Here is a 20,519-nt window from a genome sequence, read left to right on the forward strand (position 1 = left end):
TATTTAAACTCTGAATGAAAATAGTAGAGCAAATAAAACAACCCATAGCCTTTGAAATGGACCTTTTCGAGCAAAAGTTCTTGCTTTCAATGTCTAGTAAAGTGGCTTTACTTAACAGAATTACAACTTATATAGTAAACCGAAAAGGCAAGCAAATGCGTCCCATGTTTGTGTTTTTGGTGGCAAAAATGGTATCGAACGGTGAAGTAAGTGAGCGTACCTACAGAGGTGCTTCGGTTATTGAGCTCATCCACACGGCTACTTTGGTGCATGATGATGTGGTGGACGATAGCAACCGCCGCCGCGGATTTTTCTCTGTAAATGCCCTTTGGAAGAATAAAATAGCCGTTTTAATTGGTGATTATCTGTTGTCAAAAGGCTTGCTTTTAAGTATTGATAATAGCGATTTTGATTTACTCAAAATCATCTCTATTGCGGTACGTGAAATGAGCGAAGGCGAATTGCTTCAAATTGAAAAAGCCCGTAAACTTGATATTACAGAAGCTGTTTATTATGAAATTATACGTCAAAAAACAGCCACTTTAATCGCTGCGTGTTGTAGTTTGGGTGCTGCTTCTGTAAAACCAGAGTCGCTTCATGTAGAATCTATGCGTAAGTTTGGTGAGCTTATAGGTATGGCATTTCAAATAAAAGATGATTTATTTGATTATAGTGACGACCAAATAGGGAAACCAACGGGTATTGATATTAAAGAGCAAAAAATGACTCTGCCTTTAATTTATGTGCTAAATCAAGCCGATAAAAAAGATAAAAAGTGGTTGATCAATTCCATAAAAAACCATAATAAAGACACAAAACGCGTTAAGGAAGTAATAGCTTTTGTTAAAAACAATGGCGGTTTAGATTATGCCATCACTAAAATGAAGCAGTTTCAAGAAGAGGCACTACAAATTCTTCAAACCTATCCAGAATCTGATTATAAAAGTTCACTAGTATTGATGGTGAATTATGTTATTGACAGAAAGAAGTAAAATGAGATATCTTTTTATTCTAAAAAAAGCATTATAAAATGACGTTTAGTTTGTCAGACTGAGCTTGTCGAAGTCCATTACTGCCACTTTTTTCAGATAGCTTCGACAGGCTCAGCTTGACAGGCTGTTTTAATGCCATTTCCTTTCTCTTTTTTAAATCTAAAGAAGTTTGTCGAAGTCCCAAAATTTAAAAAATGTCATTGGTGTTCACTTCATATTATTTTATAATATTGGTTTTGCATAATACTTTTTCTTCAACCAAAACGAAACCCGAACCAATAAAATCAATGCGGGAACTTCGACCAATGGACCAATGACTCCTGCAAATGCTTGTCCTGAATTCAGCCCGAAAACTGCAATGGCAACTGCAATCGCCAATTCAAAATTATTTCCTGCTGCCGTAAAAGCAACTGAAGCTGTCTTGTCGTATTCCGCCCCTATTGCCTTGGTAAAGAAAAAACCAATAATAAACATGAAGCTAAAATAGATAAGTAAAGGAATTGCAATAATCAATACATCCATTGGGATTTCAACGATTAATTCTCCCTTCAATGAGAACATAACCACAATGGTAAATAAAAGGGCAATCAAGGTCATTGGTGATATGGTTGGAATGAATTTCTTTGTGTACCATTCCTCACCTTTTAGCTTCACTAAAATGAGCCTGCTCAATATTCCCATTACGAAAGGAATCCCTAAATAAATAGCGACACTTTCTGCAATGGTGCCGATTGAGATATCCACAATAGCACCTTCAAATCCGAAATAGGGTGGAAGAACGGTTATAAAAATCCATGCATAAAAACTATAGGCAAACACTTGAAAAATACTGTTCAAAGCAACCAATCCTGCACCATATTCACTACTGCCTTCAGCAAGGTCGTTCCATACCAAAACCATTGCAATACAACGAGCCAAACCAATTAATATGAGTCCAACCATATATTCGGGATAGTCACGTAAAAATGTAATAGCTAATACAAACATTAAAACAGGGCCAATTATCCAATTTAGAATAAGCGAAATCGAAAGGATTTTTGTGTTTCTGAAAACTTTCGGCAACAGAGAATAGTTAACCTTTGCCAGAGGCGGGTACATCATTAATATTAAGCCGATTGCAATGGGGATATTTGTTGTTCCGCTACTAAACGAATTTATGATGTTGGGAAATGTAGGGATAAGATATCCAAGTCCAACGCCGATAGCCATGGCGACAAATATCCATAAAGTCAGATTTCTGTCAAGGAAACTTAATTTTTTTGTTGCCATTCTTTATGAATTGATTAGAGAAAAAACGTAAAATAATTCGGTTGCAATTTGCAGACTTCTTTCATTGTATTTTTCAGTCTGTTGTGGCGTGTTGTCAAATGCTTTTGGGTCTTCAAAAGTTATAGGAATACGTTTCTCTGCTCCTGGAACAAACGGACATGCTTCATTTGCTGAATCACAGGTCATAATAGCTGCAAATCCAGATTTCGGATTAAAATCATCATCCAGTTTTTTTGAAAATCCAATAATAGGATGCTCGTTTTTAGCGTATTTAATACTGTAAACAGGGTTGTTGCCTTCTGAAATCGTTTTGACTTCAAAACCTGAATTTTGCAACGTTTTTGCCGCCATTGGGAAAAGTGCCGTAGCTTCTGTGCCACCTGAATAACAAAACACATTTTTAATATTAAAGTAGTTAGCCATTGTTTGTGCCCAAACTTGTGACAAATGACTCCTTCGTGAATTGTGGGTACAGATAAAGTTGATTCGAATGTCCTGTCCATTTGAAACTTTTAACTGAATAAAATCAGCTAGCGGTTGTAAAACAGCTTTACGTTCATCTGTAATAGCTTGGGGATTTAATCCCTTGATTAATTTTTCTATTCCTGAAAATAAGGTTGATTGTGTTGTTGTCATTTTCTTAACGTTTGTTTTATTGTTAGCAACAATTTCCATCTGGCGAACAACAAGGTTCATTGTTCAAATCAGCTAATTTTACTTTCGTTTTTTCTGTAGGAACCCCGCATTTGTCCTTCGCTAAACAATCGGTTTGTTTAGATGTCAATAAGAAATTTTTACCGTCGAAATCCAATCCAAATTTTTGTATGGTTTCGCCTTGAAACTCCACTTCTATTTCTACATCTTCCAAACCTAAAACCTTTTCAGACAATTCTATGATGTGGATGAGCTTTTCCGGATGCAATCTGTGGTTATAGTCGTTGGCATTCCAAAGTTGAAAGTTTACCACTTCTTCATTTCTTACGGTGCCACCACAATCAATAAAATGTTTTGTGATTTTACCAACTTCTGTAACATGAAAGTGGCTAGGGACTAAAGTTCCGTTTGGCAATTGAAAACCTATGGTTTCTAATTCTTTTAATACTAATTTTACTTCTGATAGTTTCATCTGTTTATTTTTTTTGATTAATAAATCTTTTAGCATGTTCGTTTCACAACTATATTTATTTATTGCGATGATACGATTAATGAATTCAAATTTTTTTAACAACAATCTGCTTTAGGTATGTCCTGGTTTAAAAATTGGTGCATAACATCTTTCATTTTAGACCAATTTTCGGTGTTGATACAATAGCAAACGCTTGTTCCTTCCACATTTCCTTTAATTAAGCCTAAATGCTTTAATTCTTTTAAATGCTGTGAAATTGTAGGTTGAGCCAATCCTATTTCACTGACCAAATCACCACAAACACAAGAGTTGATTTTGAATAAGTGCTGTAGAATGGCTACCCTTGCAGGGTGTCCAAAGACTTTGGCGAACAAAGAAATTTCGTTTTGCTCATCGGTAAACATGTCGGTTTTGGCTAATCCCATTTTTTATTTAATTGTTTCATTGCAATATTACGATTAATGTATGGGATATCAAAAATATTTTACATATTTTTTTAAAAATTTACTGTTGCTGCTGTTGTTGAATATGTTCTAAGTTGCGTTGGTAGCTATTGTTTGTGTTAGAACCTGTAAAGGTATTTGGTGGTATAATAGTAGCTTCTTGTTGTCTTGAGGTGCTAATCTCTACTTTGACAAACAGGTCAGATTCTACTTTTCTTTTAAAAACACCTTTTACAGGAGAACAATCGGCATAATCCCTACCCACGGCTAAACGAACATGGTTTTCGTTTGCAATGGCATTATTTGTTGGGTCTAAACCTAGCCAGCCATAAAACGGGATATAAACTTCAATCCAGGCGTGGGTGGCGCCTTCTCCTCTGGATATGTCACCAGAGGGACAAATATAACCGCTAACGTAACGTGCTGGAATACCAGACATTCTAGTCATTTGCAGTAAAATATTAGTGAAATCTTGACAAACGCCAGCTTTTAAATTCCAAACATCATCTAAAGTAGAGTCTACGTTAGTAATACCTTTTATGTATTTAAAGTTGGTATAAACATATTCGCAAAGCTCTAAAGCAGCTTTAAAAGGTGTTTTTTCAATAAGATTTTTTTCTTTAATTAAATTTAAAATATCGTCAGATCCATTAAAAGAGACGTGTTTTAAAAAATCAAAGACTTCGACATCATATTTTTCCGATTTTATTTTATCCCATTGGGTTTTGATATCTATAGTGTCATCTGGAAATAATCTATCATAAGTTATGACTTCAATTTCAGATACAATAGATAATTCATCATGTGGTTCTGGTATAAAAAATGTGCCTATCCTGTTGTTGTAAAAATCAGTATATGTTTCAATGAAGGGATTGTTTGTAACCGATAAAAAATGAGAGACAACCTTTTGATAAGGATCATTTATAGGGTGTAATCTAATTAAATTTGCACCATCAATTACAGGATTGCTATAACTGTATTTTGTAATATGTTTTATATAGAATGTTGGCATAATAATTTTAAAAAAAAATCAATTTGCTTTAGAAAAGTAAACCGAATTAATATTTGCGGAAATATTTCTTATATCGTCTTTAATTCCTTCAATATAATTGTGCAAACCTTGCGCATTGATACTTTCAATTGTGGTATATTTAATGGTACTTTCTAGCTTTCCAAGCAAAAATTCTAAACTATTTTTTTCAAGTTCGTTACTTTCAATAAGTTGATTGATGTGTCTGCTTAATTTGTTTACGCAATAATACACCGATCTTGGGAATAATTTGTCTTGGAAAACCATACTTATTATGTGATCTTCATTAAAAGTAGATTTATGGGTTTTTAAATATAATTGATAACCACCAACCGATAGCAATAAATTTTTCCAGTAGAAGCTTTTTTCTAAATTGTCAGACGTTTTTCCTATTTCAATTAGTTTAAGTGCTGTGAAATCTGAAATTTGTATAACACGTTCTAAAAACTTGCCAACGTTCATAAAGTTGTATGCAGCACCTCGTTCTTGTGTAATATCCGAGGTTCCGTAATAAATTAAATGAAACTTCCTAAGGTCTTCTAAAAACTGTACTGGGTCTTCTTCCCGAAGCCTTCTTGATAGGTCATTATTGGTAAGATAAAGGTAGTAGTTGTTGATGCATAGCCAAAGTTCTCTAGAAATATGTTCTTGAACACTGCGAGCATTTTCTCTTGCCTTTGTAACAATATTTAAAATGGAATTAGCATTACTAGGGTTTAATACCATAAAATCTATGCATTCAATGGGATCTTCCGTATAAAACTTATTTTCTGAAGTGGTAAAATTATTAATAATTGGTGTCCATGAAAATAGTTCGGGAGAGTCTTGGTTTGCATAAAAATTTACTTTTAGTAAACTTAAGATACCATTGCCTCGTTCCATATATCTATCTAACCAAATAAGGTTATTTGCTACTCTACTTAACATATTTTAATATTTTCTGAATTATTGCAATACCCATGTGTCTTTGCTGCCACCGCCTTGAGAGCTGTTAACCACCAATGAACCTTTTTTAAGAGCGACTCTAGTAAGACCACCTGGACAAATGTCGATATCATTTTTTCCGGCAAGGGCAAAGGGGCGCAAATCGATACAGCGTGGTGATAGTTGTCCATTGATATAGCAAGGAGCTGTTGATAAGCGTAGTATGGGCTGCGCAATGAAATTTTCGGGTCTTTTCTTAACGTTATCCAAATAATCTTTTATTTCGGCGTCGGTTGCTTCATGGCCCATTAGCATGCCATAGCCACCGCTACCATCGGTTTTTTTAATAACCATTTCCCGAATGTTTTTGGTGACATACTCAAGTTCATTTGGTCGTCCTAATTGATAGGTTTCAATGTTTTTTAAAATAGGATCTTCATTTAAATAATATTTAATCATGTCAGGCACGTAAATATAAATAGCCTTATCGTCTGCAATACCGGTTCCAGGTGCGTTTACAATATTTACATTGCCTTTTCTGTAAGCAGCCATAATACCCGCTACTCCTAAAATACTTTGCGCGTTAAATTCCAAAGGATCTAAATAATCATCGTCAACACGTCTGTAAATAACATCTACTTGTTTTAAACCGTTAGTGGTTTTCATGTAAACAAAGTGGTTTTTCACTACCAAATCGGTGCCTTCAACCAATTCAATTCCCATTAATCGAGCTAGGGTTGTGTGTTCGTAATAGGCAGAATTATAGATGCCAGGAGTTAATAGTACAATATTAGGGTTTATGAGGTTCGAAAGTTCTTTAAGCTTTTTATAAAGCATGTCAGGATAATTAGAAACCGACCGTACTTGGCTTTTTGGTAAAATACCAGGAAACAAACGTTTGGAAATTTCTCTGTTTTCCAGCATATAGCTAACACCCGATGGTGTTCTTAAGTTGTCTTCAAGCACATAAAATTCACCATCATTATTTCTTATCAAATCTACTCCGGAAATGTGTATATATATATCGTAAGGTACTTTTACACCTTTCATTTCACGTAAAAAATTTGGGCAAGAGTAAATTAAGTCGACAGGAATAAGGCCATCTTTAATTATGAACTGCTCGTTATAAATATCTTTTATAAATAGGTTTAGAGCTTTAAGGCGTTGCTTAATGCCTCTTTCAATTTTGTCCCATTCTTGAGCTGTTATAATTCTTGGAACAATATCAAAAGGAAATATTTTTTCGATACCTTCATTATCGTTATAAACCGTAAAGGTAACGCCTTGGCTCATAAATAACTGTTTGGAAAGGTCTTCTTTTTTAGTGAGTTTTTCGGGTGAAGTTTTTTTAAGGTATTCAATAAAGCCTTCGTATTGAGCTCTGAATTCTTTATTTTCACAGTACATTTCATCCCAAGTGTTTGGTAGTTTTTCGTAAGACGAGAAAAGATGATTGTCATTCATATATTATAAGCTATAATACCAAATATAGCAAATTCATTAAATAATATACAGTTATTTATGTATTTGATTAAATAAAATTTATCATTTATTTCAATTTGATGAAAATAATTTGAAATTTTAACAAATGACTTATTTTTTGCTACTTTAATTATATTCTAAATAATTTTCAGAAAAAAGCATGTATTTAATTTACTAAACTGTATTGAACCCATTTAAATTTTTAGCAAACGGTAAAAAAACGTCTTTTTTTGTCCATGTACCTCCCAGCTCATTCCCTAAAAACAGTCCAGTGTGTTATTTTAGAAATGAGCCAGCTCATGCAGGGTTAAATTTTCGTTTCAATTAAAAAAGTTTAAACGAGTTCATTTACTAATAACACAACTTAAAGTTATATTTGAGAACTTGTCTTGACCTTTTTCAATTGGCTGCAAAATGATCTTTTTGCCCCATATTTTACCTGTTTTTTTACTCCGTAGCGTTGCTATGAAGTGCTAAAAAGCTAAAATTTAGGACAAAAGTTTCTATTTTTCGCTTCAATCAAAAAGGTCAAGACGAGTTCTAAGAAAAATAATTTGCACTAGGCAACCATTAACATAAAATTGGCGTCTTTATAAACAGAAGGCTAAATGAAATCATTTTTGAAAGTCATACAACTCCATAAAAACGAATCGGCACTCATTAAAAGTGCCATTAAAAACAATCGTGAATCGCAGCATGTGCTGTATGAGTTGTACGCACCAAAAATGCTGAGCGTTTGCAGGTATTATATTAAAGATTTGCAGCATGCTGAAGAAGCCATGCTTAATGGATTTTTTAAAGTATTTTCCAATTTAAGCAGTTATAGGGCGGAAGGTAGTTTTGAAGGATGGATTCGGCGAATTATGGTAAGAGAATCTATTTCGTTTTTAAGACAGCAAAAGCAAATCGAATTTTCTGTTGAAGAAGTCGATTTTAAAAATGATTACAATAACCATATAAACACAGATATTGAGGTTGCCCAAATACAACAACTTATAGATGGGCTTCCAGAAGGCTATAAAATGGTATTCGTTATGTATGCCATTGAAGGATATAAACATCATGAAATTGCAGATATGCTTGGTATTACCGAAGGCACATCAAAATCCCAGTTATATAAAGCACGAAAAATGCTTCAGGAACGGTTACAGGAATTGGAAAAAATAACAAGTTATGGAATCAAATAAATTTGACAACAGTATAAAAGATAAACTAGAAAGCAGAAGCTTACAGCCATCAAACAATGCATGGGCGAAACTTTCGGAACGTTTAGAAAAGGAAGATAAAAAACAAAATAACAAAGCTATTTGGTGGTTGGGTATTGCAGCCAGTGTTGTAGGTGTTTTGTTTGTTGCATTTCAATTTTTTAATACCGAAGAAGTGAAGCCCGTAATAGTCGATTCACCAAGAGTTATTCAGAAAAATGAAAACACACAAGTTGCTGTTGACGAAGTAAAAGTGTCAAAGGGTGTCGAAAAAGAAATACAGATTAATGAGAAGACCGAAAAACTTCCGTTAAAACATGATTCAACCATTCAAATTAATGAAAATCCTGTTGCTATTACTAAGTACAAAGCCTTAATTAAAAAAGAAGAAGTGCTTCAACCGGTAAAAGTAGCGCAAGAAAGTTTAACGTTTGAAGCCCAAAAAATACAGGATGTTGTAGCTAAAGTACAGCTGCTAAAAGATAATAACCAAGAGGTTTCGGATGCTGTTATTGATGCGCTGTTGCTTGAGGCACAACAAGAAATGCGATTGAAACAATTATATAATGAGACGAGTGGCGTGGTCGATGCCAATATGTTGCTTCAAGATGTTGAAAACGATTTAGACCAATCCTTTAGAAGTAAAGTTTTTGAAGCTATAAAAGCGAGCTATAATTCGGTAAAAACAGCTGTGGCACAACGAAACAATTAATAAATTCCTGAGAAAGTAGGAATCCCAGCAATAAATGGAAAAAACATAATTTATATACTATAAACAATTCATCAATCAATAATCATTAACAAATGCTGAAATAGCCTCTCGACTGTATTCAAGGTGACATTTCAGCATAAAAAAACGAACAGTTATGCAAACAATTACCAAGTATTTAGCGTTAGCTGCGCTATGTTTAAGTGTGCAATTCATCAATGCACAAGACACAATCCAAAAGACAAATAACAAGGACAAAATTGAAGCCTTGCTAAAAGTAAAAGAGCAAATTCAAAATGAAGAACGTGACTTTTTAAAAGTAGAAGTTGAAGCCATTAATAAACGGTTGGAAAACGGTACTATTACTGATACTGAAGCTGAAATACTAAAAAAGGAAGCGGCAAAAAAACGTGCCTTAAATATTGAAAATCGCATGGCTATTATTGATAATAAAATAGCGCTTTTGGAACGAAATGAAGATGGTTACCAAACCAATAACGATGAAGACACCTCTGAAATTGGTATTAGTATAGGAGGTGATGAGGGTAGCTTTGCAGGTTTTAGAATTAAAAAAGATAACAAACCTAAAAAATACGATTTACGAACTACAAGCGATTTTGTTTTGGCATTCGGATTAAACAATGCCATTATTGAAGGTGAAAAGCTAGACAATTCACCCTATAAATTTGGCGGGTCACGTTTTTTTGAAATAGGATGGGCATGGAAAACACGTGTGTTTAAAGAATCTAATTTTATGCGCTTTAAATATGGATACTCCTTTCAGATAAATGGTTTAAAACCAATCGATAACCAGTATTTTGTTCAGCAAGGAAACCAAACAGCTTTAGAGGTTTTTCCTGAGGATTTAAAAAAATCGAAACTATCCATTACCAATTTAGTGTTTCCAGTGCATTTTGAATTTGGACCTTCAAAAAAAATAGAGAAAGACACTTATTTTAGATATTCAACCGACAATCAATTTAAAATAGGACTTGGAGGTTATGGCGGATTTAACATTGGTACACGCCAAAAATTAAAATACGAGTTAGATGGTGATAGAAAAAAAGAAAAGCAAAAACAAAGCTTTAACACCAGCAATTTGGTGTATGGTTTAAGTGGTTATATTGCTTTTGACGAAGTGGCGTTGTATGTTAAATACGATTTGTCGCCTATTTTCAAAGACCAAACCATAAAACAAAACAATATATCTATTGGTTTAAGGTTTGATATGGATTAGATGTGAACTTTAATTATAACAAAAAGCTTCTGAATAGGAAGCTTTTTTTTGTTTAACTTCTATTGAAATGTTGTGTGTTTATGTGCGAGGATTTTCCTTGGGGACATTGGAAGCTAACAAGCTAGTAACTAACTTTGGTTAAAACTAATAACTTTTTATATACAGCTTACCTAAAGTACTTTTAATTCAGTCGCGTATATATTAAATCCAAGAATAATTTCCGATGTGATTAAGGTAAGTATTATTATTTGAAGTAATTTTTTTTAACATTTTAGGTAACGTTTATCCTGAAAAGTTGCATGTTAGTATGCGAGTATTTTCTATAGGAAAATCAGAATAATTATAACGGCAATTGCCGTAGATAATAACTAAATACAGCAATTATTTTTTTGCTTTTTTATCTGTTGGGTTTCTCATCAGGTCTTTAAACGACTGAACAAATTTTTTCAGTTCATTTTCGGTTTCTTTATCAAGAATCTTTCCTTCCTTATCTACCTTTCCCTTTATTCCTTGAATGAGAAGTGTTGTTTCGTTTGTAAAATTTGTTTGTACGGTTTTCATAATCAGTTTTAGCGCTTCGTGACCTTTTATACCACTTGCGGAAGCTGTTATGAGTCCAATGGGTTTATCGGAAAAAACAGTTGTCGATACACACCACTCAATGGCGTTTTTAAGTCCGCTTGGGATACTGAAAACATATTCTGGCGTACAGATAATAACTCCGTCGGTATTTGCTATTCTATTTCTAAATTCAACAATTTTTTCTGGTACATTTTTATCGGTCAATTCTGTTTTGAAATGTGGTAATTCGGTCAAATCATCCACTATTTCTAACTCAAAATCAGACCTCCCAAATTCAGCTATAATTTTCAGAATAGCAAGATTCGCTGAATTTTGACTGGCGCTTCCACAAATTCCAAGTATTTTTTTCTTTTTTGCCATTTAGTTTTTTTTCAATTTTCAGGTTACTATATAAATATGAAACTGATTTAATGTTTTATATCTTAAGTCAAACAAACATATCGATTTTTTCGTACAAGTTCAAACTTCCAATAATTCTAAATTTCAAAAATCAATAGTTTATAATTACATTTACATTTTAATTGTAATTTTCCGTAATTGATATCACCAGCTTCCATAGATTTAGTTTTTGAAACTGCTCGCGTAGAGGAGGTTATTGGCGATTTTGTACAACTTAAAAAATCGGGCAGTAACTTTAAAGGCTTGAGTCCGTTTAGCGACGAGCGTTCACCTAGTTTTATGGTGTCGCCCGTAAAGCAAATATGGAAAGATTTTTCAACGGGTAAAGGTGGTACCGCGGTATCATTTTTAATGGAACACGAGCATTTTACCTATCCCGAAGCTATAAAATACCTGGCTAAAAAATATAATATAGAAATTGAAGAAACCGAGCAAAGTAATGAGCAAAAGGAAAAGGCTAGTGAACGCGAAAGTTTGTATTTGGTAAGTGAGTTTGCAAACACTTACTTTCAAAAAATACTACATAAAACCGACCAAGGAAAAGCAATTGGTTTAAGCTATTTTAAAGAACGTGGCTTTACGGAAGAAACTATAAAACAATTCGATTTAGGCTACTCATTAGATGAATGGCAAGCCTTTACGGACGAAGCCTTAAAACAAGGTTACAAACTGGAATTTTTAGAAAAAACTGGACTTACCATTGTCAAAGAAGAGAAGCGTTTCGATAGGTTTAAAGGGCGGGTTATGTTTCCAATAAAAAGTATGAGTGGGCGTGTATTGGGTTTTGGTGGCCGTATTTTAATTAATGATAAAAAAGCGGCTAAATACGTAAACTCACCTGAAAGTGATATTTACCATAAAAGTAATGTGCTTTACGGGATTTTTCATGCCAAACAAAGCATTGCTAAAGAAGATAATTGCTTTTTGGTTGAAGGCTATACCGATGTGATTCAATTTCATCAAACAGGTGTGAAAAACGTGGTAGCTTCATCGGGAACTGCCTTAACATCCGAACAAATCAGGCTCATAAATCGTCTAACCAAAAACATTACCGTTCTTTTTGATGGGGATGCTGCGGGTATGCGGGCATCGCTTCGTGGCATTGACTTAATTTTAGAACAGGGCATGAACGTTAAAGTGTGTTCGTTCCCCCAAGGTGAAGACCCCGATAGTTTTGCCAAACAAAATACGTTGGAAGAATTGTCTGTTTATTTAGCCGAAAATGCTAAGGATTTTATTCAGTTTAAAGCATCTATTTTATTTGAAGAGTCTAAAAACGACCCTATAAAAAAAGCCGACACGGTACGGGATATTGTAAATAGCATTTCTAAAATTCCAGACCGCATTCAAAAAGAAATCTATATTCAGGAATGCGCCAGAATTATGGATATAAGTGAGGAAGTGTTATTTAGTACACTGGCTCAAATCAACAAAAAAGAGTTTCAGGAAGAAAACAAACAGTTTAAAACCGAACAAAAAGCTTTTGAAGTTATTAAGCATCAACAACCTATAGAAAAAGTTGACGTTCAGTATATTTTAGAGCGAAAAATAATTGAAGTATTGTTGCTTTACGGTAACAGAACAGAAGATTTTGAAGATTTGGTTTTAAAGGAAAATGCGAAAGGGGAGTTGGTTTTAGAACCCGTTATCCACCAAGCCAAAGTATTTGAAAAAGTATTTTTAGATCTTCAGGATGATGAAATGGAGTTTACCAATCAGCAGTTTAAAGCCTTATATTATACCATTATAGATACTTTAAACCAAAACCCAGCGTTTGAACTTAAAAATTTTGTTAATCAGGTAGATGCTAGTATGGGTAACGAAATTACCCATATTTTAATGGAAGATGAGCGCTATGCCTTAGATAACTGGCAACGCATGAATATTTTTCCAAAGGAAAAAACACACACTGTCGCACAATTGGTAAGTGAAACCATTTTAAGCCTTCGATGCTTTTTAATAGATCAAAAAGTAAAAGAATTTCAGCAAGAAACCTTACAAAACAAAATAGACACGAATAGAAATATACTTGAAGAAGTAAAAGACTATTCGGGTCTAAAAATGTTGTTGTCTAGAAAACTTAATCGGGTGTTATGATGATAACGACTCGTTAAGTTTAGCTTGGTTAACTAAATCAACTAAATTAGTAACTTTTAATTTACGCATTAAACGTGCCTTATAAGTACTAACCGTTTTTTCGTTAATATCGAGTTCTTTAGAAATTTCTTTGTTTTTTCTACCAATAGTTAAAAGTTTTAAAACTTCTGCTTCTCTGGTTGATAGTTTTTTGTAGAAAGTTCCGCCTTTGTTAACCCTGTTGCCAAAGGCTAATTGTTGTGTTAGGTCGTTACTTAAATAAATACCGCCATCGTGAACTTTTAAAATAGCTTCGTTAATGGTAATAACGTTCTCTGATTTGTGTATATAGCCATGAGCACCCGCTTTAATAGCGTTTACGGCATACACTTCTTCAGGTTGTGCACTTAAAATAATAGTTTTAATGTCTGGATAATCATTTTTTAAATAACGTAAAACAGTTAAACCGTTAAGCTTTGGAAGATCAGCTTCAGTTAAAATAATGTCCACAGGATTTTTTTTGATGTATTCTAAAATGGCTTCGCCATTATCAACACTTGCAACAATTTTAATGTTAGAAGATGCCGAAAAAAGAACCTCAAGCCCTTTCCTGGTAATAGGGTGGTTGTCTGCTATCAATAATTTTATCATAATTGTAAAAGCTTTTTTTTATTATAATTTGGTTAGAGAGAATATTATAATTGAGAGAATAAGCTTGCCGTAAATGTAGTGAATATTTGGATATTGTGCAACATTTACATCAAATTATTAGGAATTTCGCAAATAGGTATAGGAATCATCTTATGTTTGTTGGCGGTATTAAAGCGTTTATATATATTAAAGACGACTTGTTCCCTACCTGTAAAGTCTTCTGCGTGTTTGCCTGCTTCATCCATTTTCATGGCCCATTCAAGCTCTGGATACGATGCACCTATTTGATCTTCATCAGTTCTGTCATCACCCCAAAGGCCATCTGTTGGGGCGGCTTCAATAATATCTTGATTAATACCTAAATGCTTTGCAATGGTATAGACTTCGGTTTTCAACAAATCGGCGATCGGACTTAAATCGACGCCACCATCTCCATATTTTGTATAAAAACCAACACCAAAATCCTCAACTTTATTACCAGTGCCAGCAACTAGATATTTATGTAAAGCTGCAAAATAATATAAAGAAGTCATTCGTAATCTGGCTCGCGTATTCGCTAAAGACATAAAACGGTCTTCTTCATTTTTTACAAAAGGTAAGGACGCAACCAGACTATCAAATACAGGAGTTAGATTCACTTGGGTCATACTCACTTTTGGAAATTTTTCTTGTAACCATTCTATATGACATAATGCTCTGTTAACTTGCGAAGGTGATTGATGAATGGGCATTTCCAAACAAAGCAAAGGAAATCCTGTTTTAGCACAAAGTGTCGAAGTCACTGCAGAATCGATACCGCCAGAAATTCCAATAACAAAACCATTTACACCTGCTTTGGTTGCGTAATCTTTTAACCAATTAACTATATAATTTACAACTTTTTCTGTTTGCATATTAAATGAATTTAAAACTAAGAATAGTACCTTTGCAAACAAAAATAGACGAAACACTTAATTAATAAAAATTTATGGCGTTTAAGTTTTATATGAAGTATATATTAATTTTTTTAAGCATTATAGTGACAGTTTTTTCTTGCAAAAATAAAAGTCAGTTAGAAAATAGTATAGCCAAGATTAATTTAGATGCTCATATTGAAAGATTTGATTTGCTATTTGCTGAAATTAATAATGAAAATCTTCCTAAATTAAAGCAGGCATATCCTTTTATGTTTTCAGAAAAATATCAAGATTCTTTCTGGATTGAAAAGGCGCAAGACACCTTACAAAAACAACTATTTAAAGAGGTTGAAAAAACATTTTTGAATATGGGTGAAACCGAATTGGAGATTGAATCATTATTCAATCATTTAAAATATTATTTTCCAGAGTTTCATACGCCCAGAATCATTACAACGACAAGCGATGTCGATTATAGAAACCGCATTATTGTAACCGATACGATTGTAGTCATTGCATTAGACACTTATTTAGGTAGCAATCACAAATTTTATGAAAACATACCTAAATATTTAAGGGAGGACTTAAAAAAAGAACAAATAGTAGTCGATTTAGCAGCAGAATACGCTAAAAAATACATCTATCAACAGCCAAGTAAAACGTTTTTAGATGAACTTATTTACTTCGGTAAACAACTATATTTTAAAGACGCTATTATTCCGTTTAAAACTGAGGCAGCGCGTATTGGGTACACCAAAGAACAACTTGATTGGGCCATAGCTAATGAAAGTTATATTTGGAGGTATTTTGTAGAACGCGAATTGTTGTTTAGCACCGATGCTAAATTATCTGGCAGGTTTATTACACCCGCACCTTTTTCCAAATTTTATTTAGAAGATATTGATACCGAATCGCCTGGGCGTTTAGGGCACTATATAGGTTGGCAAATAGTGAGGGCTTACATGCAGCAAAATGAAGTGTCTTTAAAAGACATGTTAATAAAAAGCCCTGAAGAAATTTTTAATAATTCAAAGTTTAAACCAAGAAAATAATGTCGAAGATTACATCCAAAATAGAATTAAACGTAGAACTTGATGCTAACAGAGTCCCTGAAAAACTTCATTGGACTGCTGAAGATGGCGGAATAACCAATGAAGAAGCTAAAGCAATGATGTTGGCGGTTTGGGATTCTAAAGCCCAAGAAACCTTGCGTATTGACTTATGGACTAAAGATATGCCTGTTGATGAAATGAAAGTGTTTTTCCATCAAACCCTAGTGGCAATGAGCGATACGTTTCATAGAGCGACCCAAGATGAAAAAATGACTGCCACTATGAAAGATTTCTGTGATTATTTTGCTGAAAAGTTGGAGATTAAGAAATAGAGGTGATTTTATTGCTCTTTCCCAGACACAATGTAAACCTGTAAATTAGAAAATATAATGTCGTATTTCATTTTGTAGTCTCTATCTGAGACCACACAATAAGTATGAAAAAGATTGTCGAAATATTTCCAGTTTAATTTTACCAGTTTTATATCTTCTTTTTTGAACAACGATTCTGTAGTGAGGTGGATTTTTTGGGCAATATAACCATACTGTTCTTTTAAAGGCATCTTTGAGAACACAACCAATTCTATTTTTGACTCAGCATATTCGCCTTCGTTGATTTGCTTTACCATTTCCTCAGAAATTACCATCTTAGGAATAACTTGTAAACTATCAATGGGTAATCTTAAAAAATCTTCGATGCCCATATCGTGATCTTCATCCAATAATTCGTAATCAACCAATTTAAGATGCGGATTATTAAAGATTGATGGATTTTCTACTGCATATTCAAAGAAGGATTTCCAATGTTTTCTTGCCTTAACCAAATCTTTATCATCTAATTTTGGCTTAGTTTGTGAGTTACAAGTATTTATAAATAAGATGAGTATAATTACAAAAAAAGTTTTCATGTAAACAGGCAATTAATTTAAGTCATTAGCAGTAGCATATCCAAATTTTTGTTCAAAGGTTACCGATCCACCGTCGGGATTGGCTGTAACCGTAAAACCACTACCTTGATAAGAGATAGAAATTGTGATGTTCGACCAAAAAGGTTTTGTTTGCAGGGCAATCGCCATCTTGTAGTCACAATAGCCAGGGCCGGTATATGGCGAAAAACCTTTTAATATTGCTTCGACTTTGGCATCTGCAGTTGCCCAAGCAGAGCCGCCATAATCTCCATAGCTAGAACCACCATTAAGGTATTTTGAACAATCAGTGGCTAATTGAATACCATGAAGGTTAAGTGAGCAAGATGCATAGGCAATTTCCCCAAGCCACCTATCAGTTATGCTATGTCTATATATTCCATCAGAAAAATATATGGGGTAATCAGTACCATAGTACTGAGATGCGCAGTCATATGGATAATACTCATTATTTGTAGTGCTCGTTGTTTTGTTCGTGGCATTGTTCTTACTCGAAGAACCTTCAGTGCTAGAATTATCAATGTCTAATATGATATAATTAGACAATATGTCATCATATAACAGCTCTCCTTTCTTGAAATACGCTATGGTATTCAGTTTTCCCCCATCTATAAGCCAATTTAAGCTAACTATTTTTAAGTCTGGTTCATTGATTAACATATTAGAAATTAACTTCTTCTTTTTTAGTAAGTAATCTTTATTAATATCACTTGAATTAGGGACTATATTTATAGAATACTTGTTAAAATCTTTTTTGCTGTAAGTTTGTTTTGTATCCCCTTCAAAATCATAGCGCTCAAGTATTATTGTATGTTTATTATCAAAATCGCTCCCTTTTTTATATTCGCTATCTGTAAGCAATTTATATGACAATAATTTAATATTGTTTAATTTTAGTAAGTCGCCTTCATCTTTCATTACATACTCTAGACCATCTGAGTAGTTAGAAAATTTGTTGGTTTCAATTTCTGTATAATTTTCAACCATAGAAATTGAAGTTTCTGGCACCACATAATTATTTTTATTGGTATCAGAATTTTCATTTTCACAATTCATTAAAAGTAAAAAAATAATAATAAAAGTTCTTTTCCTTGGGCGATTAAAAAGTGATTTTTAGAATACTTAATTTAAGTAGTTTTATTTAAAATTTTTTAAATGTAAGTTTTTTTTTCTTAAAATAAAAATAAAACCCTCTTCTTTAAAAGAAATATCTTTCAAAAAATTATTAGGCCTAAGCATTGTAACAATTTCATAACTTTTACTTTTAAGGCAACTTATGGGATATTAAAGGTTGGTTTCCTGTAAAAAGAGAAACTAAAAACTCCACGGAAAGCTCTGCCCAATAAGGAAAAAGAGTAAAACAAGAATATGGTACAAAATGATTCGTTATTTTTTTTCTTAAAATGATTTCCAAAATAATTCCGAAGCTAAAAAAGAGAGCACCGGCAACGACAAAATCGAAAGCACTCCAATTAGCGTCATTAGTAAATACCATGGTAACCAAAGGGGTTATCAGAAGCAAACTGGCTACTAGTAATATGACGAACAATCGTTTATTCTTTTGCATTACGAACCTCTTTTTTCAAATGGTCCAAATACAAAATGCCATTTAAATGGTCTATTTCATGTTGAAATATTACCGATGTAAAACCTTCAACGGTTTCGGTTTTATGTTCAGCTTTCATCGTGTCATATTCAATTACAATTGAAAAAGCTCGGGTGTTTAAGGTATCAGTTCTGTTGGGTATAGATAAACAGCCTTCTCTAAAGGTTTGCTTATTATCTGAATAGGTTTTAATTACCGGATTTAAGTACACTTCAAAAGGAAAGTTTTCTTTATCAAATCGTTGCACCCAAATAATGTTTTTTAAAATACCCACTTGTGGTGCCGCAATACCAACGCCTAAAGACATACTGTCTCTAACGGTGGTATATAATCTTTTCACAAAACGTTGTAGAACAACATCGTTGGGGTTTGCTTTAACGTACTGACTTTTGGTTCTAAGCAATAACGAATCTCTTTTGTTGGTTATTTTGAAAACCCGCATGGGAATTAGAGAATCTGAATCCAGTATCATTTTAGATTGTTCAACCGAAAAAGAATTCTTCAACATACTTTTTGATCCGTAACAAGAGGAAAGTATGATGGCAATACCCATTAAAAGAAAACAATTTCTCATCATAAGAGATTAAAATAAAGGCGTTTGTTGTTGACTTACCATTGGTTGATTCTATCTGAATCTAACTTAATAAAAATAAACAATAAAATGGTAAAACCCCAAAGTCCTGAACCACCATAACTAAACATAGGCAACGGAATACCAATGGTAGGAATAATGCCCATTACCATACCAATGTTTATAAAAAAGTGCATAAAAAATATGGAAGCAACCCCATAGCCATACATGCGACTAAATTGGGAGCGTTGTAATTCGGCCAAATGTAAAATACGAAGAAAAAGTAATATAAAAACAATAACTACTACCGCACTACCAACAAACCCCCATTCTTCGCCTACGGTACTGAAAATGTAATCGGTATGTTGTTCGGGTACAAATTTCCCAGTGGTTCTAGTGCCCTGTAAATAACCTCTTCCTGTTAAGCCACCAGAACTAATGGCTTTTTCAGATTCATTTAAATTGTAAGCGATGGTTTTCTTCATACGCTCTAGCTTTATGGGGTCTTTTTCAAGGCTTAGCCAAATGGTAATTCTGTCTTTTTGATGAAAAGGCAATAGGTTGTCGTAGAAATATCGAACACCAAATGAAATTAAAATACTGAATAAAATAATTGAAATAGGTTGAATGAACAACGGTTTTCTCCGTCTGGTAAAATGATGCCCTAGCACAAACACTGCTATGATTAGAGATGTTATGACAACCCCAAATTTTAAGGAACATAGGCAAATTACGACAAGCATTAAAAGGAGGATTAAATAGATTGGTGATAAGCCCTCTCTGTATAGTACAAAAATAAAAGAACCATAAACCAACGTACTACCAGCATCTTTTTGAAGTAATACTAATAGTGCAGGAAGTGCAATAATAGCAAATACAGTCATTTGGTCTTTGATCCTTTTAATATCGGTATTTAGGTCGCTTACGTATTTTGCAACCGCAAGTGCTGTAGCGGTTTTTGCAAATTCGCTGGGTTGTATTGTCATGCCGCCTATGGCATACCAAGAGGTAGCACCGTTAACGTTTTTTCCAAACAGAAAAAGACCAACCAATGACAGCATGGAAATAATATATATAACACTAGAAAAACGTTCGTAGAATTTAGATTCTATTGCTAAAATCAGGATAATGAGTCCCACGGTTAAAAAGATAAACATGAGCTGTTTTCCGTAAGGTTGCGAAAAATCAAAGTAGTTTATGGTGTCTCCAGAATGGGAGGCAGATACAATATTTAACCATCCAAAACCAACAAGCATTAGAAATAAAACAATGGTAATCCAATCGAATTTGTAATATCTGCTAGCTTCCGTTATCATTAATGTTTATGGTCTGTGTTAAGTTCTT

Annotated in this window: 22 protein-coding genes; 7 read left to right on the forward strand and 15 right to left on the reverse strand. The window is 33.5% G+C overall.

Going from position 1 to position 20,519, the window contains the following annotated elements; genetic code table 11:
• The first annotated feature begins 14 nt into the window (after positions 1-14).
• Positions 15-992 (forward strand): polyprenyl synthetase family protein, encoded by a 978-nt coding sequence (locus ACGLWY_RS13115; protein ID WP_117175108.1) that lies wholly within the window; start codon positions 15-17, stop codon positions 990-992.
• Between the two features lie 222 nt (positions 993-1,214).
• On the opposite strand, the gene arsB is transcribed toward ACGLWY_RS13115, so the two are convergent.
• The 7 genes from arsB to ACGLWY_RS13150 form a co-directional block, all read right to left on the reverse strand.
• A complete protein-coding gene (gene arsB, locus ACGLWY_RS13120) occupies positions 1,215-2,261 on the reverse strand; it encodes an ACR3 family arsenite efflux transporter (RefSeq protein ID WP_396620118.1) in 1,047 nt (348 codons plus the stop codon).
• Between the two features lie 3 nt (positions 2,262-2,264).
• Positions 2,265-2,897, reverse strand: coding sequence for a protein-tyrosine-phosphatase (locus ACGLWY_RS13125; RefSeq protein WP_396620119.1), 633 nt, complete (start codon positions 2,895-2,897; stop codon positions 2,265-2,267).
• Between the two features lie 22 nt (positions 2,898-2,919).
• On the reverse strand, positions 2,920-3,387 hold the full coding sequence (locus ACGLWY_RS13130; RefSeq protein WP_396620120.1) for a DUF6428 family protein: 468 nt from the start codon (positions 3,385-3,387) through the stop codon (positions 2,920-2,922).
• A 95-nt stretch (positions 3,388-3,482) separates the two neighbouring features.
• A complete protein-coding gene (locus tag ACGLWY_RS13135) occupies positions 3,483-3,812 on the reverse strand; it encodes an ArsR/SmtB family transcription factor (protein WP_396620121.1) in 330 nt (109 codons plus the stop codon).
• 79 nt (positions 3,813-3,891) lie between these two features.
• The gene (locus ACGLWY_RS13140; RefSeq protein WP_396620122.1) at positions 3,892-4,842 is read right to left on the reverse strand and encodes a transglutaminase domain-containing protein; all 951 of its coding nucleotides are present in this window, start codon (positions 4,840-4,842) and stop codon (positions 3,892-3,894) included.
• Between the two features lie 18 nt (positions 4,843-4,860).
• Positions 4,861-5,787 carry an alpha-E domain-containing protein gene (locus ACGLWY_RS13145; RefSeq protein WP_396620123.1) on the reverse strand — a complete coding sequence of 309 codons (927 nt, stop codon included), beginning with the start codon at positions 5,785-5,787 and terminating at the stop codon, positions 4,861-4,863.
• A gap of 18 nt (positions 5,788-5,805) precedes the next feature.
• Entirely contained in the window at positions 5,806-7,248 is a 1,443-nt protein-coding gene (locus ACGLWY_RS13150) for a circularly permuted type 2 ATP-grasp protein (protein WP_396620124.1), read from the reverse strand.
• Positions 7,249-7,874: 626 nt separating this feature from the next.
• Here ACGLWY_RS13150 and ACGLWY_RS13155 point away from each other — a divergent pair.
• The 3 genes from ACGLWY_RS13155 to ACGLWY_RS13165 all read left to right on the forward strand — a co-directional run bounded on the left by ACGLWY_RS13155 (position 7,875) and on the right by ACGLWY_RS13165 (position 10,417).
• Positions 7,875-8,453 carry an RNA polymerase sigma factor gene (locus ACGLWY_RS13155; RefSeq protein ID WP_396620125.1) on the forward strand — a complete coding sequence of 193 codons (579 nt, stop codon included), beginning with the start codon at positions 7,875-7,877 and terminating at the stop codon, positions 8,451-8,453.
• Positions 8,440-9,183: a hypothetical protein gene (locus tag ACGLWY_RS13160; RefSeq protein WP_396620126.1), complete on the forward strand. Its 744-nt coding sequence runs from the start codon at positions 8,440-8,442 to the stop codon at positions 9,181-9,183. The genes ACGLWY_RS13155 and ACGLWY_RS13160 overlap by 14 nt, the downstream gene beginning before the upstream one ends.
• Positions 9,184-9,337: 154 nt before the next feature.
• Positions 9,338-10,417 (forward strand): hypothetical protein, encoded by a 1,080-nt coding sequence (locus tag ACGLWY_RS13165; protein WP_396620127.1) that lies wholly within the window; start codon positions 9,338-9,340, stop codon positions 10,415-10,417.
• A 381-nt stretch (positions 10,418-10,798) separates the two neighbouring features.
• Here ACGLWY_RS13165 and ACGLWY_RS13170 read toward each other — a convergent pair whose 3' ends face one another.
• The gene (locus tag ACGLWY_RS13170; protein ID WP_396620128.1) at positions 10,799-11,359 is read right to left on the reverse strand and encodes an NADPH-dependent FMN reductase; all 561 of its coding nucleotides are present in this window, start codon (positions 11,357-11,359) and stop codon (positions 10,799-10,801) included.
• Positions 11,360-11,536: 177 nt separating this feature from the next.
• Between ACGLWY_RS13170 and dnaG the strand changes: the two genes are divergently transcribed.
• A complete protein-coding gene (gene dnaG / locus ACGLWY_RS13175) occupies positions 11,537-13,495 on the forward strand; it encodes a DNA primase (RefSeq protein ID WP_396620129.1) in 1,959 nt (652 codons plus the stop codon).
• Here the strand turns inward: dnaG and ACGLWY_RS13180 are convergent.
• Together ACGLWY_RS13180 and nadE are read right to left on the reverse strand one after the other, a co-directional pair.
• Entirely contained in the window at positions 13,490-14,125 is a 636-nt protein-coding gene (locus tag ACGLWY_RS13180) for a response regulator (protein ID WP_396620130.1), read from the reverse strand. The two genes, dnaG and ACGLWY_RS13180, sit on opposite strands and share 6 nt — an antisense overlap.
• A gap of 104 nt (positions 14,126-14,229) precedes the next feature.
• Positions 14,230-15,018: an NAD(+) synthase gene (gene nadE, locus ACGLWY_RS13185; protein ID WP_396620131.1), complete on the reverse strand. Its 789-nt coding sequence runs from the start codon at positions 15,016-15,018 to the stop codon at positions 14,230-14,232.
• Between the two features lie 74 nt (positions 15,019-15,092).
• On the opposite strand from nadE, the gene gldB reads away from it, so the two are divergent.
• Both gldB and gldC read left to right on the forward strand, forming a co-directional pair.
• Positions 15,093-16,073, forward strand: coding sequence for a gliding motility lipoprotein GldB (gene gldB / locus ACGLWY_RS13190; protein ID WP_396620132.1), 981 nt, complete (start codon positions 15,093-15,095; stop codon positions 16,071-16,073).
• Positions 16,073-16,405: a gliding motility protein GldC gene (gldC, locus tag ACGLWY_RS13195; RefSeq protein WP_396620133.1), complete on the forward strand. Its 333-nt coding sequence runs from the start codon at positions 16,073-16,075 to the stop codon at positions 16,403-16,405. Before gldB ends, gldC begins: the two co-directional genes overlap by 1 nt.
• A gap of 8 nt (positions 16,406-16,413) precedes the next feature.
• On the opposite strand, the gene ACGLWY_RS13200 is transcribed toward gldC, so the two are convergent.
• From ACGLWY_RS13200 to rodA, 5 genes are all read right to left on the reverse strand, one after another.
• Entirely contained in the window at positions 16,414-16,980 is a 567-nt protein-coding gene (locus ACGLWY_RS13200) for a hypothetical protein (protein WP_396620134.1), read from the reverse strand.
• A 12-nt stretch (positions 16,981-16,992) separates the two neighbouring features.
• Positions 16,993-18,054 (reverse strand): hypothetical protein, encoded by a 1,062-nt coding sequence (locus ACGLWY_RS13205; protein ID WP_396620135.1) that lies wholly within the window; start codon positions 18,052-18,054, stop codon positions 16,993-16,995.
• Between the two features lie 208 nt (positions 18,055-18,262).
• On the reverse strand, positions 18,263-18,565 hold the full coding sequence (locus ACGLWY_RS13210; protein ID WP_396620136.1) for a hypothetical protein: 303 nt from the start codon (positions 18,563-18,565) through the stop codon (positions 18,263-18,265).
• A complete protein-coding gene (def, locus tag ACGLWY_RS13215) occupies positions 18,552-19,181 on the reverse strand; it encodes a peptide deformylase (protein ID WP_396620137.1) in 630 nt (209 codons plus the stop codon). The genes ACGLWY_RS13210 and def overlap by 14 nt, the downstream gene beginning before the upstream one ends.
• A gap of 32 nt (positions 19,182-19,213) precedes the next feature.
• Positions 19,214-20,491, reverse strand: coding sequence for a rod shape-determining protein RodA (gene rodA, locus ACGLWY_RS13220; RefSeq protein ID WP_396620138.1), 1,278 nt, complete (start codon positions 20,489-20,491; stop codon positions 19,214-19,216).
• Between the last annotated feature and the right edge of the window lie 28 nt (positions 20,492-20,519).

Origin of the sequence: Mariniflexile sp. HMF6888 (assembly GCF_044335535.1) — a bacterium.
Classification (GTDB): domain Bacteria; phylum Bacteroidota; class Bacteroidia; order Flavobacteriales; family Flavobacteriaceae; genus Mariniflexile.

What these genes read in the sequence shown, in the direction of transcription:
- ACGLWY_RS13125 (WP_396620119.1), bottom strand. Translation starts at nt 2,897, where the DNA reads ATGACAACAACACAATCAACCTTATTTTCAGGAATAGAAAAATTAATC.
- ACGLWY_RS13200 (WP_396620134.1), bottom strand. Translation starts at nt 16,980, where the DNA reads ATGAAAACTTTTTTTGTAATTATACTCATCTTATTTATAAATACTTGT.
- ACGLWY_RS13150 (WP_396620124.1), bottom strand. Translation starts at nt 7,248, where the DNA reads ATGAATGACAATCATCTTTTCTCGTCTTACGAAAAACTACCAAACACT.
- ACGLWY_RS13155 (WP_396620125.1), top strand. Translation starts at nt 7,875, where the DNA reads ATGAAATCATTTTTGAAAGTCATACAACTCCATAAAAACGAATCGGCA.
- ACGLWY_RS13210 (WP_396620136.1), bottom strand. Translation starts at nt 18,565, where the DNA reads ATGCAAAAGAATAAACGATTGTTCGTCATATTACTAGTAGCCAGTTTG.
- ACGLWY_RS13135 (WP_396620121.1), bottom strand. Translation starts at nt 3,812, where the DNA reads ATGGGATTAGCCAAAACCGACATGTTTACCGATGAGCAAAACGAAATT.
- ACGLWY_RS13115 (WP_117175108.1), top strand. Translation starts at nt 15, where the DNA reads ATGAAAATAGTAGAGCAAATAAAACAACCCATAGCCTTTGAAATGGAC.
- def (WP_396620137.1), bottom strand. Translation starts at nt 19,181, where the DNA reads ATGATGAGAAATTGTTTTCTTTTAATGGGTATTGCCATCATACTTTCC.
- ACGLWY_RS13140 (WP_396620122.1), bottom strand. Translation starts at nt 4,842, where the DNA reads ATGCCAACATTCTATATAAAACATATTACAAAATACAGTTATAGCAAT.
- ACGLWY_RS13170 (WP_396620128.1), bottom strand. Translation starts at nt 11,359, where the DNA reads ATGGCAAAAAAGAAAAAAATACTTGGAATTTGTGGAAGCGCCAGTCAA.
- ACGLWY_RS13160 (WP_396620126.1), top strand. Translation starts at nt 8,440, where the DNA reads ATGGAATCAAATAAATTTGACAACAGTATAAAAGATAAACTAGAAAGC.
- ACGLWY_RS13130 (WP_396620120.1), bottom strand. Translation starts at nt 3,387, where the DNA reads ATGAAACTATCAGAAGTAAAATTAGTATTAAAAGAATTAGAAACCATA.
- arsB (WP_396620118.1), bottom strand. Translation starts at nt 2,261, where the DNA reads ATGGCAACAAAAAAATTAAGTTTCCTTGACAGAAATCTGACTTTATGG.
- ACGLWY_RS13165 (WP_396620127.1), top strand. Translation starts at nt 9,338, where the DNA reads ATGCAAACAATTACCAAGTATTTAGCGTTAGCTGCGCTATGTTTAAGT.
- gldC (WP_396620133.1), top strand. Translation starts at nt 16,073, where the DNA reads ATGTCGAAGATTACATCCAAAATAGAATTAAACGTAGAACTTGATGCT.
- gldB (WP_396620132.1), top strand. Translation starts at nt 15,093, where the DNA reads ATGGCGTTTAAGTTTTATATGAAGTATATATTAATTTTTTTAAGCATT.
- ACGLWY_RS13205 (WP_396620135.1), bottom strand. Translation starts at nt 18,054, where the DNA reads ATGAATTGTGAAAATGAAAATTCTGATACCAATAAAAATAATTATGTG.
- rodA (WP_396620138.1), bottom strand. Translation starts at nt 20,491, where the DNA reads ATGATAACGGAAGCTAGCAGATATTACAAATTCGATTGGATTACCATT.
- ACGLWY_RS13145 (WP_396620123.1), bottom strand. Translation starts at nt 5,787, where the DNA reads ATGTTAAGTAGAGTAGCAAATAACCTTATTTGGTTAGATAGATATATG.
- nadE (WP_396620131.1), bottom strand. Translation starts at nt 15,018, where the DNA reads ATGCAAACAGAAAAAGTTGTAAATTATATAGTTAATTGGTTAAAAGAT.
- ACGLWY_RS13180 (WP_396620130.1), bottom strand. Translation starts at nt 14,125, where the DNA reads ATGATAAAATTATTGATAGCAGACAACCACCCTATTACCAGGAAAGGG.